Source organism: Bacteroidia bacterium (assembly GCA_026932145.1).
Classification (GTDB): Bacteria; Bacteroidota; Bacteroidia; order J057; family JAIXKT01; genus JAIXKT01.
The window spans coordinates 21,489-37,818 of sequence record JAIXKT010000001.1 but is presented as its reverse complement, the minus strand read 5'-3'; the positions used below and the strand labels follow the sequence as shown (position 1 = coordinate 37,818).

Here is a 16,330-nt window from a genome sequence, read left to right as displayed (position 1 = left end):
ACTATGCTCTAAAAGTTGAAAATAATTTTGCTTGGGTTTTAGATGCAAAAGCACCCGACCAAAAAATAATCAATGACGACAATGTTGAACAAGTGTATAGTTACGCTACACACCCAGAAATTAGAAGTAATTATTTTTCACTTTGCAACGGTTTAGAATTTTCTGTTTTTAGAACTAACGACACAGAAAAACCTGTTTTATTTTTTCCCATTGATGAAATTGAACATTATTGGAAAGATTTAAAAATGTTTCTTTCGCCAAATAGTTTTCAAGTTGGCAAAAATTTTACTTACGACACAACGAGCGCAACAGCAAAACCAACAGGTTTTGATTATGCAACACGCCCATTATTGGAAGAAATTGAAGTAAAAAAACGTGCAGCAAAAAGACATTTTGGAGTTCACGGTTATTTTACAAAACAGGCTTGGAATGTTGTTACTGAATACATTAAAAATTTTAGCAAGCCGGGCGACTTGGTGCTTGACCCTTTTGGTGGTAGTGGAGTAACCGCTATTGAAGCCTTAATGAATAACCGAAAAGGGATAAACATTGACATCAATCCAATGGCTGTTTTCTTGGTGAAATCTCTGATTGCACCTGTAAAACAAACAGATTTGACAGAGGCTTTTGTGCAAATAAAAAACGAATACGAAGCACACGAACCAAAGACAAAAGAGGAAATTAAAAAAGCAATCAAAAAATATCCACAACCTAAATCATTGCCTTTACCAAAAGGTTCGGACGTGAAAACAGCCGACCAACTTTTTAGTGACAAACAATTAGCACAGTTAGGTTATTTGAAATCACTGATATTAAAACAACCAAACGAAAATATAAGAAACTCTTTGTTGTTAGCTTTTTCTGGTGTTGTTACACGTATCAATTTAACTTACCACGTAAGCGATGCAATTGAAGCAGGAACAGGATTTGGCGGGGATGCGGCAGCGTTCCGCTATTACCGTTACAGAATTGCACCAAATCCAACTGACATTGACGTAACACAATGCTTTGAACTTCGCTATAAAAAAATTTCGGAAGCAAAAAAAGAAATGAGTTTGTTCATTAACGACAAAACCATTTCAAACGCACAAATTGTAAAAGGTTCTGCAACCAGCTTAAAATTTTTACCAAAAGAAAGTGTAGATTACATTTACACTGACCCGCCTTATGGAAAGAAAATTCCTTATTTGGATTTATCTGCCATGTGGAACGCTTGGCTTGACCTTGAAGTAACGGAAGAAGATTTTAAGCAAGAAGCTATTGAAGGTGGAGAGCAGAAGAAGAGCAAAGAGGAATACAACGAACTAATTGCACAAAGCATTAAAGAAATGTATCGTGTGCTAAAATATGACCGTTGGTTATCTTTTGTGTTTGCACACAAAGACCCTGAATTTTGGCATTTAATTATTGACACAGCCGAAAGTTGCGGTTTTGAATATATTGGTGCTGTTCCTCAAAAAAATGGACAAACAAGTTTCAAAAAGCGGCAAAATCCGTTTACAGTTTTAAGCGGACAGCTTATTATCAACTTTCGTAAAGTCCGCAATCCAAAAGCAATTCTAAGAGCAAATTTAGGAATGGACATTGCCGAAATCGTTATGCAAACAGTTGAAGGGATTATTGCAAAAAACAACGGTGCAACATTGGAGCAAATCAATGACGAACTTATCATTAAAGGTTTGGAGTTGGGATTTCTTGACTTGCTTAAAAAGGAATACACAGACCTAACACCCATCTTGCTTGACAACTTTGATTACAACGAAACAACAGAAGAATTTACAATCAAAAAAGATACAAAATTCAGAACTCATATTGACGTTAGGCTTCGCATAAAATATTACCTGATTAGCTATTTGCGTAGAATGGAACGTGCTAACAAGCCACCGCATTTTGACCAAATAATTTTAGAAATACTTCCGTTACTTAAAAATGGAACAACCCCTGAAAATCAGACTGTGCTGAATGTTCTTGAAGATATTGCCGAACGTGTTGGGCAAGACAGTTGGCGACTAAAACGTGAAGGCCAAGCAACATTGTTTGACTGACGATAAGTTCGGCCACTAACTAACAGTTTGCCAAAAGCGGCAATACCTACTTTGATTTAAAGATTTTTATTAAATTTGAACTTCGGTCTTCGCATCAACGGTAGTGCTAAGAATCCCTGCCTGCGTGAAGCCCCGTTCCGTTAGTCAGAAGGCTTACCGAACCGTGTAACATTAAAATGACAGACATAAATAATTTACATTTAGACACAAACAACACAGACGCTTGGACATACTAAAAAATTTATTCTTAGAGTGGGACTTAGAAACTTGGGCAAACGTTTTAGAAGTTGTCGGGTTTTGTTTTGCAATCGGTGCTTTTATAATCGGACTTTTCATTAAGTCGGAAATAAACAAGTTAAAGACGAGTTACATTTTTGACAAGCGAATTAAAAAGCATATTGACAATCTGCAAAAATCTGCTTCTGAAATCAATCAATTTCTAAACGACTATAATAGCAACCGACGTGAGATTAGAACAGAATTTGCAAATTGCATTTCTGAATTGGAAGATTTAATTCCGAAAATTAGTTATCGTCAAAGTTTAAAGAGTAGAAGACTATGTTCTTTTTTGAAAGGCAGACGAACAAGACCATTTGTCATAAGGCAGGTTCAGAGTTCAAGTTTCATATTTTACATTACTAAGTATCCAAAGCGATTTTATCAAACGACATATGATGACGTTTGGATAGTTTATGGCAGTTTGATAGAAATCATTAGACAATTAGAAAACATTAAACAAAACAAAGGCAAATCATTGTAACATGAGCACAAAGCATAGCATTAAAATAATATCCAAACTTAATCGGGACACTAAAGAAGGAACTATTAAGTGGGAAGTAAATCGCAGCAAACCATCATCACTTTCTGGCAGTGAGGTATTGGCAGACAATGTCTATACATGTAAAGTCTTAGACAAAAGTTTACGATTGTATAAGTATCAATCAAAATATTTTTACGATGAAGGGGCCTCTGAATGGACAGACGGTTATAGACTTGAATTTATAGACGGTTGGGGCAACTCTGAATGGGCATTTCCTGACGACAGAGCAATTTATGATTTGTATGAAACAGTTCGCTTTAAGGCTTCAAACATTGAAGGGTTTATAGACGAATTTTTAACAGGTGAAGAAAAAACAGAAACTGATGAAAGCCCGTTTGACTACTAACTATACATTAGACTTTATATAAGTTAATTTGTTATTGATTTTCTACATTTAATTCTAAAGTTGTGCAGGGCGCACCCTAATAGCATTAGTTTGTCGTGCTGTTCGTATTTTTTCACACGTAATTTGTAGCTAAGGATAAATAAGCGTTTGATCCCGCTAATACTATGTTCTACACTCACTCTTATTTTTGATTTTTCCTTGTTTTACTGTTTTTGTTCCTCCGTTAACTCTTTTCCTTTGTATGTTTCGCCTAAAAGTTTTACGGTGGGTTCTATAATTTAAATCATTGTTATTCAAGCAATTATATGTATGTTTGCATATAATTTAACACGAAAACAATATGACATCACAAGGGTAAGAGTGGAACACGTATTTGGTTTTATGGAACAAAGCATGAACGGGCTTGCGGTTAAATCTGTAGGAATAGCAAGAGCAACAGGAATAATCGAACTCATAAACCTTACCTACAACTTATTCAGGCTTGAACAAGTTCAAAGATTAAATTTATTTACATCGTAATATGCTATTAATTAGTTAGTTAATTGCGAATTAAAAATTTGTATGTGAATTAAAAAAATAATTTGTACAATTGCTTACTTTTTCAGCCCAGATTTTAAAAGAGTTCTGATTTGTGCCTGAAAAAAATAAAAAAACTGATTTTTAGAACCCACCAGAATTATATCCCAAGAAAAAAAACACCGAAATCCCAAAATTCATTTTGGAATCCTCTTTTTTTCTTGGAACTTCGTCAATTAAATAGTTAGTGGCAAAGCTAACGGGACACTGCGGACACGAACATTCACAGCCGACAAAGATTATTAACTTTGTTACTCTAAACGGAGCGACAAATGGAAGTAAACAAACTAATTCTTGGTGACAACCTTGAAATTCTAAAAAGCATTGACAGCGAAAGCGTGGACTTGATTTATCTTGACCCACCATTTTTTAGCAACAGAACTTACGAAGTAATTTGGGGCGACAAAGGCGAAGTTCGCAGTTTTGAAGACCGTTTTAGCGGTGGTATTGATCATTACATTGCTTGGCTCAAAGAAAGAGTTATTGAAATGCACAGAATTTTAAAAAAGACGGGAACAATTTTTTTGCATTGCGATTGGCACGCTAACGCATACATACGGACAGAAATTTTAGATAGAATTTTTGGTGGACAAAATTTCAAGAATGAAATAATTTGGAAAAGGACAACAACGCACAATGACACAAAACAAGGTGCAAAACATTTTGGCAGAACATACGACACAATTTTTTTCTACGCAAAAGAAAACAAAGGCTTCACCTTTAATCCTGTTTATCAAAAATACACGGAAGAATACGCCCAAGCGGCATATAACAAAGTAGATGAAAACGGCAGAAGATTTAAAGCATCTGATTTGTCCGCTGCAAAAGGTGGTGGCGACACTTCATTTGAATGGAAAGGCGTAAAGCCACCTGTTGGTAGATATTGGGCATATTCAAAAGCAAATTTTGAAAAATTTGAAGCAGAAGGGAAATTGTATTATTCAGAAAAAGGCAAACCATATTTAAAACACTATTTGGACGAAATGCCCGGAAAATCCTTAGACGATATTTGGGAAGATTTTCTAATCCCAAAAAGTGAGCGAATTGGTTATCCAACGCAAAAACCTTTTGCATTGCTTCAAAGAATTATTGAAGCTGCAAGTAATGAAGGCGACATTGTGCTTGACCCTTTTGTTGGTGGTGGAACAACAGTTGCAGCAGCAGATAAATTTAATAGACGATGGATTGGTATTGACCAGTCTGTTCAAGCAATTAAAGTAACAGAATTTAGGTTGAACTTGCAACAAGATTTGTTTAGCAAACCTTTCATTACACAACTTCATAAATATGACTACGACACACTTCGATACAAAGATGCTTTTAAATTTGAAAGTTGGATAGTTACACAATTTGGAGGAACATCAAACAGCAAACAACGTGGCGATTTAGGACTTGACGGAAAAACAAAAGATAACACGCCAATACAAGTAAAACGTAGCGACAACATCGGACGAAATGTAATTGACAATTTTCTTTCGGCAGTTCAGCGTTCAGACAAAAAACTTTTTGAAAAGAACCAAGCGATAATGAAGCCTGTCGGCTTCATTATCGCTTTTTCTTTTGGTAAAGGTGCTGTTGAAGAAGTTGCACGTTTGAAGAACAAAGAAAATATTATCATCAAACTTGTAACAGTTGAGGACATTGTTCCTATTGCTAAAAAACCAACCTTGACAGTTACAATCAATGACAACGGAAAAGACAAAAAAGAACTTAGAGAAATTGAATTTATTGCGACTGCACAAAGCAACGCAGGAATCGAATTTTACGCTTGGGACTTTGACTACAAAGCTGGCAAAGGTTTCAAACCACAAGTGCTTATTGACAAAGACGGAAAACAAACACACAAATTCAAAGCAGGACAACACAACATTGCTGTTAAGGTTGTGGACAATGACGGACTTGACAACATTGAAGTAATTAAACTGAAAGTAAACGGAAAAATAGAGCGAACGTGATAGCTCTGCTGCTAACATTGTGTTGGCAATAGGCGGGGTGACGTGCTTCGTATGAAACTTTTTGCTAAATTTGAACTATGTGCTTCGTATCAACTTTGGTGCTAAAATCCCGCCCATCGCCAAGCCGCGAGCCCGTTGAGCGACATTACGCCTGCGGCGTAGTTTTGTTCTTCGTGTTTTGCTGTGCAAACACTCCCATCCAAAACGAACGTCGCTCAACGCAGAGCTTGCCCTGATTTTATCAAGTGCTGCGTTATACATCATTCTAAACCGACAATAAACATGCAATTTGACCTAAATGTTTTGTATATTTGAAAAGAATTTAAGACTGAAAAACATGTATAACACAATTGAAATAGATAGAAGCAATCTAACAATAATGGGCGTTAAGTTTTCGGATTTGAAAACCTTGGAAAGCACTGCAAACGCTTTGGGTAGTAATATGTTTGAAGGCTTTAAACCAACACCAAAGGGTATTGAAATAATTAGAGACTATGTAACAGGAAAAATATCACTACCAGAACTTGTAACATTCGCCAAAGAAAAAGCCTATGTCTAATTCATACAAATACATAGACCCTGATTTCACCTACACTGACCCAAAGACAGGACTTTTACGGAATTTACAAGACATTACAGACCCTGATGTATTGCTCTTTGTTGAGAGCAGTATCGTAACAAAACGACTTCAAGAACTTTACGAAAACCCGATAAAAATAAAGGGTATTGACAGCCTTTTTGAAATTCATGGATATTTATTTCAGGATATATATGTTTGGGCAGGGAAAAGGCGAACAGTTGAAATTAGTAAAGGCGGTAAACAGTTTTTCCCTACTTCTCATTTTGACAATGCATTTCGATACATTGACCAGTTAATTGGCGAGTTCAGGAAAATTCTAAAAATCAACAAAAGAAATTTAGCCGAAAAATTATCAGAGATATTAGACAATGTAAACTATTTACACCCTTTCAGAGAAGGTAATGGGCGAGCACAAAGAGAGTTTTTAAGACTGTTGGCTTTGGAAAAGGGATTGAGATTAAATCTTAATCCACCAAACAACAAAAGCGTTTATGAACGATATATGCAAGGAACCATTGAAAGTGACGTGAATACATTGACAGAGTTGGTTTTTGAACTAATTGACACGAATGAATAATAGACTTTATATAAGTTAATTTGTTATTGATTTTCTGCATTAAATTCTTAGGTTGTGCAGAGCGCATCCTAATAGCATTAGTTTGTCGTGCTGTTCGTATTTTTTCACACGTAATTTATCGCTAAGAATAAATAAGGTTCTACACTCAGTCTTATTTTTGATTTTTCTTTGTTTTGCTGTTTTTGTTCCTCTGTTAACTCTTTTCCTTTTGGCTTTTTAGTTGGCAAAATGGCTGTCAGATTTTTTATTTTTACGTTTAAATAAGCAATATCAAGATATCCTTTTATTTCTTCTTTAAGGTCTATTTCTTCGTATTCAAGTATCGTTTTATCATGTTCTTTTCCTTCGTATGTTTCGCCTAAAAATATTACGTAAGAAGTCGTTTTATCAGTGATAATGGTGTTCTTGAGCGTATGAGTTTTTTTTTACCGCTATAATATTCCTTTTGAACCTCATAATCCTTTGGTCGTTGTATCTGGCGTTCAGTAGCATCAATTACAACCTCTTGTAAGCCCATCTCTTGTATCAATTGATTGAGCATTTCACTATCTCGTGTCGGTAATACTTTCATCTTTATCTTCATAAATCCTTAACTAAATATAAAATCTATTGTAAAAAGTTTTAATTTAGCCGCAGATGAGATTAGCGACTTATTCGTCAAAAGAAAACCAACAGTCTATTGCACTTGTGTGGGAGGAAGGGCTATTAGATATTCCGGCTGCTGCCCAAAAATTAGGCAAAATCATCCCGCCATGTATGTTGTCTTTGCTAAACGAATTATCTGTTACTGAACCAGTTCTATATGAATTGGTAAAACGGTATCAATTAGGAGATTTTCAAGAACTTATTTTTTCGGAGTCGTCAGTTAATATCAATGCGCCAATTCCTAAGCCTCCTGCTTGTAGAGACGGATATGCTTTTCGCCAACACGTGGAAACTGCCCGCAGAAACCGCAAAGCACCTATGATACCGGAATTTGACCAGTATCCTATTTTTTATTTCACAAACCATCAAGCTATTAAGGGGCCGGGCGAACTCCTTTTTATGGCTGACCATTTTCAAAAATTAGACTTTGAATTAGAAGTGGCAGCCGTAATCGGGAAAACTGGCAGGAATATCCGCGCTGAATTTGCAGATGACCATATCTTTGGTTATACTATCATGAATGACTGGAGCGCAAGAACACTGCAAATGGAAGAAATGTTGCTCAACCTTGGCCCAGCAAAAGGCAAAGACTTTGCTACCTCTATTGGTCCATACATCGTTACTAAAGATGAACTTGCTCCTTTGCTACATCCCACCCGAAAAGGACATATTGGAGTACAATACAAACTATCTATGGCTGCCCATGTAAACGGTATTCAGGTTTCTACAGGAAACGTAGCAGATATGGACTGGACGTTTGCAGAAATCATTGAACGTTGCTCTTATGGAGTAACTATTTACCCGGGTGAAGTTATTGGCTCTGGAACTGTTGGAACGGGTTGTTTCTTAGAACTAAATGGAACAGGCTTGCTCCAAAACCCCAATTATCCCGTTCAATGGCTAAATGCCGGCGATACCGTCAGCTTAACTATCGAAAAACTCGGGACATTAACAAACACCATTCAAATTGAAGATAATTTCTCTATCTTGCAGAGAAAACATTTATCTAACTAAAAAAATACTAACTTTTATGAAATACTTTTTCATTACGGCACTTTTACTACTCTCCTTTTGGAGTTGCAAAAAAGAAGATAAAACAGCAGAGCCTACCTCATTGAGCATTACTGTAACCGATACCAGTTCAAATGCAGTTAGTGATGCAGAAGTAAAGTTATACTCCTCTAAGTCAGCATACTACAATGATACTGGTGCTGTAAAAACAGGGAAAACAGACGCAACCGGTAAAATTCTTTTTGAGCCATTAGATGCTATTTTATACTACATCCGGGTAACCAAAGGAAATCTAAACAACTCTACTTCTGCATATAACACCATTATCCCATTAATTTCCGGAACAACGATGCCCAAACCAATCCAAATATATACTCCCAATAACAACCAGATGCTTTCTAATACGACCAAAACTTGGATGATTGCGGACATCAAAACTGCCGGTGTCTCTACTATACAAAACTGCGATAAAGATGATGTTTTGAGATTTAAGCCAAACGCTACGCGGGATTTTCGTTGGTACTATAATTATTATCGCTGCACAGGCCAGCCAGATAGCAGTTTAGGTACATGGAAATTAGCCGGAACCGTATTAACTATTGATAGAAACAGTGTTGTAGATACCTGGTATGTTCAATCTATCTCTGCCTTAAAAGTAGAACTAAAAGACAACGGAAATACCGAAATGACTTTAATACCGGAAGAATTTAACAAATGAAATCGGTTTTGGTAACCGGTGCTTCAACCGGAATAGGTAAAGCCTGCGTACATATACTGCTCAATAGCGGCTGGCGGGTGTTTGCCGGAGTCAGAAAAGAACAAGATGCCGAAAAGTTAAAACAAGAAAGCAAAAATAGAGCTATCCCAATATTTTTGGATGTTACCCAGCCGGAATCTATTCAAGATGCCGCTTCTATAATCACCACCCAGATCGGCTCAGAAGGTTTTCATGGCTTAGTTAATAACGCCGGAATAGCAGTAGCTTGCCCGTTAGAAGCAATACCCATAGAAGATATTCGTAAACAATTTGAAGTTAATGTATTTGGGCAGTTATCTGTTATTCAAGCATTTATAAATCTACTAAGAGCTTCCAAAGGAAGAATTGTTAATATTGGTTCAATCAGCGGACGAATGGCGATACCTTTTACCGGGCCTTATTGCAGTTCTAAATTTGCCTTAGAAGCCATCACAGATTCACTACGAATGGAACTTAAACCATGGGAAATTCAAGTTTCTATTATTGAACCCGGCAGAATTGTTACCCCCATTTGGGAAAAATCCAACGAAGCCGCTATCGACCTCGAAAATAGAATTGACCCTGAAAAAACAGCTCTCTACCGCCCGTATATTGATAGATTCCGAAAAATAATCCTAAAAACAGCCGCCAGAGGCGGAACACCCGAATCCGTAGCAGATGCAGTTATTCACGCATTAGAAGCCTCAAAGCCCAAAACACGCTACGTAGTAGGACAAGATGCTAAAATCCAAGCATTCTTAGCTAAATTTATCCCTGATAAAATACGCGATAACCTTGTTCTAAAAAACCTAAAACTGAACGAAATCTAATTCGTACACCTTTGCTATGCAGCACACCTCTCTATCAGAAATATCTGAATTTGAATTAATTACTAAGCTAACGCAAAACTTTCCCATATATCATTCACAAACCCAAAAAACAGTTGGTGATGACTGCGCCGTAGTCTCTTTGGGGGAATCCAAAGCCCAAGTTATCACTACTGATTTACTTGTAGAGCACATTCACTTTGATTTAATGTATCATCCGGCAAAACATCTTGGTTATAAAGCCGTTACGACAAATCTAAGTGATGTCTATGCCATGAACGCAATACCAACGGGTATTGTAGTCGGAATAGCAATACCCAAATACCTTTCCATAGAATTTATTGAAGAAATTTATCAAGGGATTCGCTTAGCTTGCCAACGTTATCAAATAGATTTACTGGGAGGCGATACGACCTATTCACCTAATTATCTGATGATAAGCATCACAGCAGTAGGGCTTGCACAACCAGAAAAAATATCCTATCGAAGTGGTGCAAATCTAAATGACCTGATTTGTGTTTCTGGAAATTTAGGTGCAGCTTATGCCGGATTACAAATTTTACAGCGTGAAAAACAAGTTTTTTTGCAAAATAATGATATTCAGCCAGTTTTATCTGAATTTAGCTACGTAATCTCCCGCCAACTACGCCCCGAAGCCAGAAAAGAAATTGTAGAACGATTAGAAGAACTCAATATCACTCCAACGGCAATGATTGATATTAGTGATGGCCTCTCCAATGAAATTCATCATATCTGCGCTGCATCTCATACCGGTGCTGTTTTATACGCAGACCGTATCCCAATTGACACTGAAACTGCCAAAGTAGCCGAACTTTTTGATATATCCCCAATTACCTATGCCCTAAACGGCGGTGAAGATTATGAACTTCTGTTTACCGTCCCACTCAGCGACTATGAAAAAATTCAACATGATGAAAAAATTCAGATTATTGGCGCTATCAAAAACCTTGAAGATGGTATAATCTTAGAAACCGATATAGGCGAACAAATCCCGATTGAACCCTTAGGTTTTAATCATTTCAAAAAAAACACAAACTCTTCTGAATAACGTTGGAAATAATTAAAAAATTACCATCGAACTATCCTAAGTCGCTCTTTACATTATTTTTTTGAACCAAAATCCAATTTTGTTAAAAATACTTTATTTCCTCTATCTTTACCTTAAATCGTTTGTTATTAATTTATTTTAAGGAAAAATGCTTTAACAAAATAGCGTAATAAAGGCTTGCAAGTTACATTAAAATACCGGAAATTTGCATTAAAATTTAAAGACAAACAAATAAATCTTAATTATTTATGAATCAATCCCTTAGCCAAGAAATTCTTGGATACTTAAATGTTACCGGAGTTCGTAAAATTTATTATAATTTAACTCCGGCTGAGTTGGTCGAGCATACCTTAGTAAAAGACGAAGGTGTATTGGCCGATAATGGTGGGCTTGTTGTGAAAACGGGCGAGTTTACCGGACGTTCCCCCAAAGATAAGTTTGTGGTTAAAGATGATAATACCAAAGACCATGTTTGGTGGGGAGATATTAACAACGAGTTTTCTTCCGAAAATTTTGACAAGTTGTATGTTCGTGTGTTAGCATATCTTCAAGGTCGGGATCTCTATGTGCGTGACGCTTACGCCGGAGCTGACCCTCGCTACCGCCTGCCTATTCGGGTAGTAACAGAGTTTCCTTGGCAAAACTTATTCGCTAATAACCTATTTTTGCGCCCGCAATTAGATGAGTTAAAGAACTTTAGCCCAGAATTCACGGTGTTAGCAGTACCCGGATTCTATGCAAACAAAAACATAGACGGTACCAGACAGCATAACTTCTCTATCGTAAACTTCACTAAAAAAATCATTTTAATCGGTGGCTCTGCTTATACCGGAGAAATCAAAAAAGGAATTTTCACCGTGATGAACTATCTGCTTCCGTTCAAAGGAGTTCTTCCGATGCACTGCTCTGCCAATATCGGAAAAGACGGTGATACCGCCATTTTCTTTGGGTTATCCGGCACAGGTAAAACAACCCTTTCAGCAGACCCCGAACGTGGGCTAATTGGGGATGACGAACACGGCTGGACAGACTCCGGCACGTTTAACTTTGAAGGCGGATGCTACGCAAAGTGTATTGACCTATCCAAAGAAAAAGAACCCCAAATCTGGGATGCAATCAAATTTGGCTCTCTGGTAGAAAATACTACATTCTGTGAAGATTCCCGTACTATTGATTTCAAAAGTACCAAAATCACCGAAAACACCCGCGTTGCTTACCCGATTCACTACATTTCAAATGCAGTAGAACCCTCTTTGGGTGGAGTTCCTAAGAACATTTTCTTACTTACCTGTGATGCCTTTGGTGTTTTACCTCCTATCTCAAAGTTAGATGTGGGTCAAGCAATGTATCACTTTATTTCCGGCTATACCGCCAAGGTTGCCGGAACAGAAGCTGGAGTTACAGAACCCCAAACAACATTTTCGGCCTGTTTTGGAAAAGCTTTTTTACCCTTGCACCCTACCAAATACGCAGAGATGTTGGGAGAAAAACTAAAAGCCGGCAATGTAAACGTTTGGTTGGTTAATACCGGTTGGACAGGCGGCCCTTATGGCGTGGGTAGCCGAATGAAACTTAGCTACACCAGAGCAATGATTACCGCAGCCTTAAATGGACAACTAAATAATGCTACTTTTGAAAAAGACCCTATTTTTGGGTTAGCTATTCCCAATGCAGTACCGGCAGTTCCTGCCGAGCTGCTAAACCCACGCAATACATGGGTAGATAAATCTGCCTATGATGCCAAAGCAAATGATTTAGCAGCACGATTTATCAAAAACTTTGCTCAATATGAGGCTTTTGCAAATGCAGAAATCAAAGGCGCAGCCCCAAAAGTTTTAGTAAAATAAGCAAATAAATCTTTTGTAAAATAGCTTTGCTTGTCTCCAAAAACTTAGGTAATAGAAAAGAGGTTCAAAAATTTGAACCTCTTTTCTATTATACGTTAAATCGATTTTTAAATCTAACATATTGATAATAATTATATTAAAAACTTAAAACATCCTGCTCATAATACCTAATTTAACTAAAAAATAGATGAGTTTACCGGTACGCTTTGGAGATAGCTTATATGAAGCTGGTGTGGATGAAGCAGGGCGTGGCTGCTTAGCCGGTCCTGTAATCGCAGCAGCCGTTATCCTGCCCAGAGATTATACACACCCAGATATTAAAGACTCCAAACAATTAACACCGGCTAAACGTTATGCGCTAAGGGATGAGATTTTGCAAAATGCCTTAGCTTGGAATATAGGAAGTGCCTCACCAGCTCAAATAGATAGCTTGAATATTCTAAATGCCTCCATTCTTGCAATGCAAGAAGCAATCAGCCTTTTGTCTATTCAACCAGAATTTTTAGTTATAGATGGAAATCAATTCCGGCATCCAACTATCCCCTTTCAATGTGTAGTGAAGGGAGATTCAAAATTACTCTCGATTGCGGCAGCTTCTATTTTGGCCAAAACCTTTCGGGATGATTTAATGGTGCATCTTGATAAAACCTTTCCAGACTACAATTGGCAGCAAAACAAAGGCTATCCTACTGAGTATCACCGAAATATAATAAAAAAAATAGGAATATGTTATTGGCATAGGCGCTCTTTTTTAAGAAACCAGCAACTCAAATTAAACTTACTATAAGATAGGATGCTATTGAGATCTTACTTGTATAAACCAAAATAGTAACTACAAAAAGAAAACAGCATCAAAATAGGCACTGTTTTTGTGTAGTAGTAAAAAAATGTAGCCATGAACGTTGTAAAATCTCTACTCTTTTTGTTTCTATTCGGAATCGGTAGTTTTACTTTTGGCCAGAAATTTAAGGTATTACGTGGGCATAAAAGCGATGTAAATTCAGTATGTTTTTCTAAAGACGGGCGATATTTATTTTCCGGCAGTAGCGACCGGCAAATATTTGTATGGGACATCCAAGCAATGGATACCGTTCGTGTGCTAAGTGGCCATACCGCCAGTGTCAATTCACTTTCATTAAGCCCGGATGGAGACTTACTGCTTTCCGGAAGCAGCGATAGGACAGTAAAAGTATGGAACTGGCAAACAGGGAGTTGCTTATACACCTTTGAAGGATTTAAAGATGCTGTTGAAGAGGTTTGTTTTTCTCCAAAAGGCAATACTGTTGCAGCTTGCAGCCGGGATAATTCCATTCAGATATGGACATTTCCGGAGAAATGGCAGGAGGAGTTTCGGAAGCACCGTAATTCGGTGTATAGTTTGTGTTTTAGCCCGGACGGAAAATACTTGGCAACTGCTGGAGCAGATAATACTTGGCGATTATTAGAGCCCGATGCCGGCGTAGAAAAAATGTCCGTAAAAGGTCATTACAACACTATCCGGAGCATTCAATTTAGCCCAAACGGAAATTTTGTACTTACCGGCGGGCTTGACGGAAACACTTATCTCTGGGACGTAAGATCCGGAGCGTTATTACGCACTTTTCCCAAACAAAGTGATATTGTGCGTCATGTTTCATTCAGCCCTGATGGGCAGGTTGTGGCAATATGCTCTCGAAATCCGGTCGTAACGCTGTGCAATACCCAACGTGGCTCCATCGTGGCAACCTTAACCGGTCATAGCGGCTCTTTATGGCAGGCTGTTTTTAGCCCCGATGCAACACTATTAGCCACAGCCTCAGCAGATAAAACCATACGACTTTGGGATATATCTTATCTCGGAATTGTACCCTATCCATTTGACCCACAATTACCCAGCCCGTCCGTAACAGTTAATGTAGATGTAGATATTCCTGAAACAGGAAAAAAAGATATTAATAAATTTGCGTTAGTCATTGGTAATGAATCTTATGCCAGTGCGCAGCCGCAATTAGCTCCGGAAATGGATGTGCTTTATGCCCAACAAGATGCCGTTATTTTTAGACAATATGCCGAAAAAAGGCTTGGTGTCCCTGCACAAAATATCATTTTTGTTTTAGATGGAACAGCCACCCAGATGCAGCAGGCAATAGAAAAAACACAACGAATTTTAGCCCAAAGCGATGGCAAAGCCGAAATTTATTTTTACTATGCAGGGCACGGAGTTCCACATATAGAAACCAAAGAATCATATTTATTACCGGTTGATGTTCCTGCAAACCAGCCAGATGAGCGTTTTCGGGTGTCATTGGTATTAGAAAAACTAACCCAAAATCCACATAAACGTTTCACTGCATTTATAGATGCTTGTTTTGCCGGAGGCGCACGTAATGCTTCCCCATTAGCAGCAAGAGGTATTAAAATCTTACCCAAACCGTTACAACTTTCCGGAAACTCCGTATTATTTGCCGCTTGCAGCCCCAGCCAAATTTCACTCCCCTATCCAGAAGCTAAACACGGACTTTTTACTTACTTCCTGCTAAAAAGCCTCAAACAACATCCGGAAACTATTTCTTATGAAAAACTATTTTTGGAAGTAAAACAAGAAACTGCCTTACATTCAATACTCTTTCGATCTATAGAACAAGAACCCACCGCTATTTCAAGCAAAGTAGCTGAAGAAGCATGGAAAAATTGGGAGTTTGAATAGCTTTTTAATGACTGTTTAAACCCATAAATATCTAAAGGTAATCTTTCACTGTATTGGAAAATTTACATAACTTGCAAAACAATATATGAAGCTACGATATTTCTGGATTTTTTTAGGCTTAATCAGCTTAATATCAGTAAGTTGTAAAAAAGGAGATGATGATGTACCGGGTTCACAAGTTACCGGTTATTTTTTAAAAGTAGATGTAGATACCACAAACGGCACGTCTTATCCATTCAAATTTACTACTTCGGTTCCAGCTGGAACTTTTAGCAGCAGTGCTAAGTCAGTCATTATTACGGCACAAAGCCTTTCCCCAACTCAAAATCTATCCATTACGTTAGATATAGGTTCAGCTAACTTTAACGATATTGCAGCAAAAACATATCCGTTACAGGGTTCAAATATGAATTCTTTGGCTTGGAATACCACAGAAACTTCTGTTGGAGTAAGCACTTCTTCAGATAATATTACCATTACTTCCGTAACGCCTACCAATGACGGTAAAAAAGTTATTGAAGGAACTTTTTCCGGCTCTACAATAAAGCCGGGCAGTGTTAATACGACCAAGTTCATAAATGGTTCTTTTAAAATCCTGATAATTCCCTAA

General features: G+C 37.5%; 16 protein-coding genes and 1 pseudogene. 15 read left to right on the top strand and 2 right to left on the bottom strand.

Translation table 11 applies throughout. From position 1 onward, the window contains the following. The 7 genes and pseudogenes from LC115_00145 to LC115_00115 form a co-directional block, all read left to right on the top strand. The coding region (locus tag LC115_00145; GenBank protein ID MCZ2355094.1) for a type I restriction enzyme HsdR N-terminal domain-containing protein at positions 1-2,045 on the top strand (2,045 nt) is incomplete at its 5' end. A 223-nt stretch (positions 2,046-2,268) separates the two neighbouring features. Beyond that, positions 2,269-2,805: a hypothetical protein gene (locus LC115_00140; GenBank protein MCZ2355093.1), complete on the top strand. Its 537-nt coding sequence runs from the start codon at positions 2,269-2,271 to the stop codon at positions 2,803-2,805. A gap of 1 nt (position 2,806) precedes the next feature. Continuing rightward, positions 2,807-3,211 (top strand): hypothetical protein, encoded by a 405-nt coding sequence (locus LC115_00135; GenBank protein MCZ2355092.1) that lies wholly within the window; start codon positions 2,807-2,809, stop codon positions 3,209-3,211. A gap of 351 nt (positions 3,212-3,562) precedes the next feature. Continuing rightward, a pseudogene (locus LC115_00130) lies at positions 3,563-3,730 on the top strand (transposase). Between the two features lie 329 nt (positions 3,731-4,059). Then, on the top strand, positions 4,060-5,742 hold the full coding sequence (locus tag LC115_00125; protein ID MCZ2355091.1) for a site-specific DNA-methyltransferase: 1,683 nt from the start codon (positions 4,060-4,062) through the stop codon (positions 5,740-5,742). Positions 5,743-6,079: 337 nt separating this feature from the next. After that, the gene (locus LC115_00120) at positions 6,080-6,301 is read left to right on the top strand and encodes an antitoxin VbhA family protein (protein ID MCZ2355090.1); all 222 of its coding nucleotides are present in this window, start codon (positions 6,080-6,082) and stop codon (positions 6,299-6,301) included. Beyond that, positions 6,294-6,899: a Fic family protein gene (locus tag LC115_00115; protein MCZ2355089.1), complete on the top strand. Its 606-nt coding sequence runs from the start codon at positions 6,294-6,296 to the stop codon at positions 6,897-6,899. Before LC115_00120 ends, LC115_00115 begins: the two co-directional genes overlap by 8 nt. A gap of 104 nt (positions 6,900-7,003) precedes the next feature. On the opposite strand, the gene LC115_00110 is transcribed toward LC115_00115, so the two are convergent. Then, entirely contained in the window at positions 7,004-7,297 is a 294-nt protein-coding gene (locus tag LC115_00110; GenBank protein ID MCZ2355088.1) for a hypothetical protein, read from the bottom strand. Continuing rightward, entirely contained in the window at positions 7,267-7,482 is a 216-nt protein-coding gene (locus LC115_00105) for a transposase family protein (GenBank protein MCZ2355087.1), read from the bottom strand. The genes LC115_00110 and LC115_00105 overlap by 31 nt, the downstream gene beginning before the upstream one ends. Before the next feature lie 53 nt (positions 7,483-7,535). Here LC115_00105 and LC115_00100 point away from each other — a divergent pair, with 53 nt between their 5' ends. From LC115_00100 to LC115_00065, 8 genes are all read left to right on the top strand, one after another. Then, the gene (locus tag LC115_00100; GenBank protein MCZ2355086.1) at positions 7,536-8,558 is read left to right on the top strand and encodes a fumarylacetoacetate hydrolase family protein; all 1,023 of its coding nucleotides are present in this window, start codon (positions 7,536-7,538) and stop codon (positions 8,556-8,558) included. A 16-nt stretch (positions 8,559-8,574) separates the two neighbouring features. Then, a complete protein-coding gene (locus LC115_00095) occupies positions 8,575-9,273 on the top strand; it encodes a carboxypeptidase-like regulatory domain-containing protein (protein MCZ2355085.1) in 699 nt (232 codons plus the stop codon). After that, positions 9,270-10,121: an SDR family oxidoreductase gene (locus LC115_00090; GenBank protein MCZ2355084.1), complete on the top strand. Its 852-nt coding sequence runs from the start codon at positions 9,270-9,272 to the stop codon at positions 10,119-10,121. The genes LC115_00095 and LC115_00090 overlap by 4 nt, the downstream gene beginning before the upstream one ends. A gap of 16 nt (positions 10,122-10,137) precedes the next feature. Further along, complete coding sequence (thiL, locus tag LC115_00085) at positions 10,138-11,187, top strand: thiamine-phosphate kinase (GenBank protein MCZ2355083.1); 1,050 nt, start codon at positions 10,138-10,140, stop codon at positions 11,185-11,187. 248 nt (positions 11,188-11,435) lie between these two features. Further along, complete coding sequence (gene pckA / locus LC115_00080; GenBank protein ID MCZ2355082.1) at positions 11,436-13,034, top strand: phosphoenolpyruvate carboxykinase (ATP); 1,599 nt, start codon at positions 11,436-11,438, stop codon at positions 13,032-13,034. 187 nt (positions 13,035-13,221) lie between these two features. After that, complete coding sequence (locus LC115_00075; GenBank protein MCZ2355081.1) at positions 13,222-13,821, top strand: ribonuclease HII; 600 nt, start codon at positions 13,222-13,224, stop codon at positions 13,819-13,821. A 108-nt stretch (positions 13,822-13,929) separates the two neighbouring features. After that, positions 13,930-15,720, top strand: a complete 1,791-nt coding sequence (locus tag LC115_00070) for a caspase family protein (protein ID MCZ2355080.1) — start codon at positions 13,930-13,932, stop codon at positions 15,718-15,720. A gap of 85 nt (positions 15,721-15,805) precedes the next feature. Further along, positions 15,806-16,330, top strand: coding sequence for a hypothetical protein (locus LC115_00065; GenBank protein ID MCZ2355079.1), 525 nt, complete (start codon positions 15,806-15,808; stop codon positions 16,328-16,330).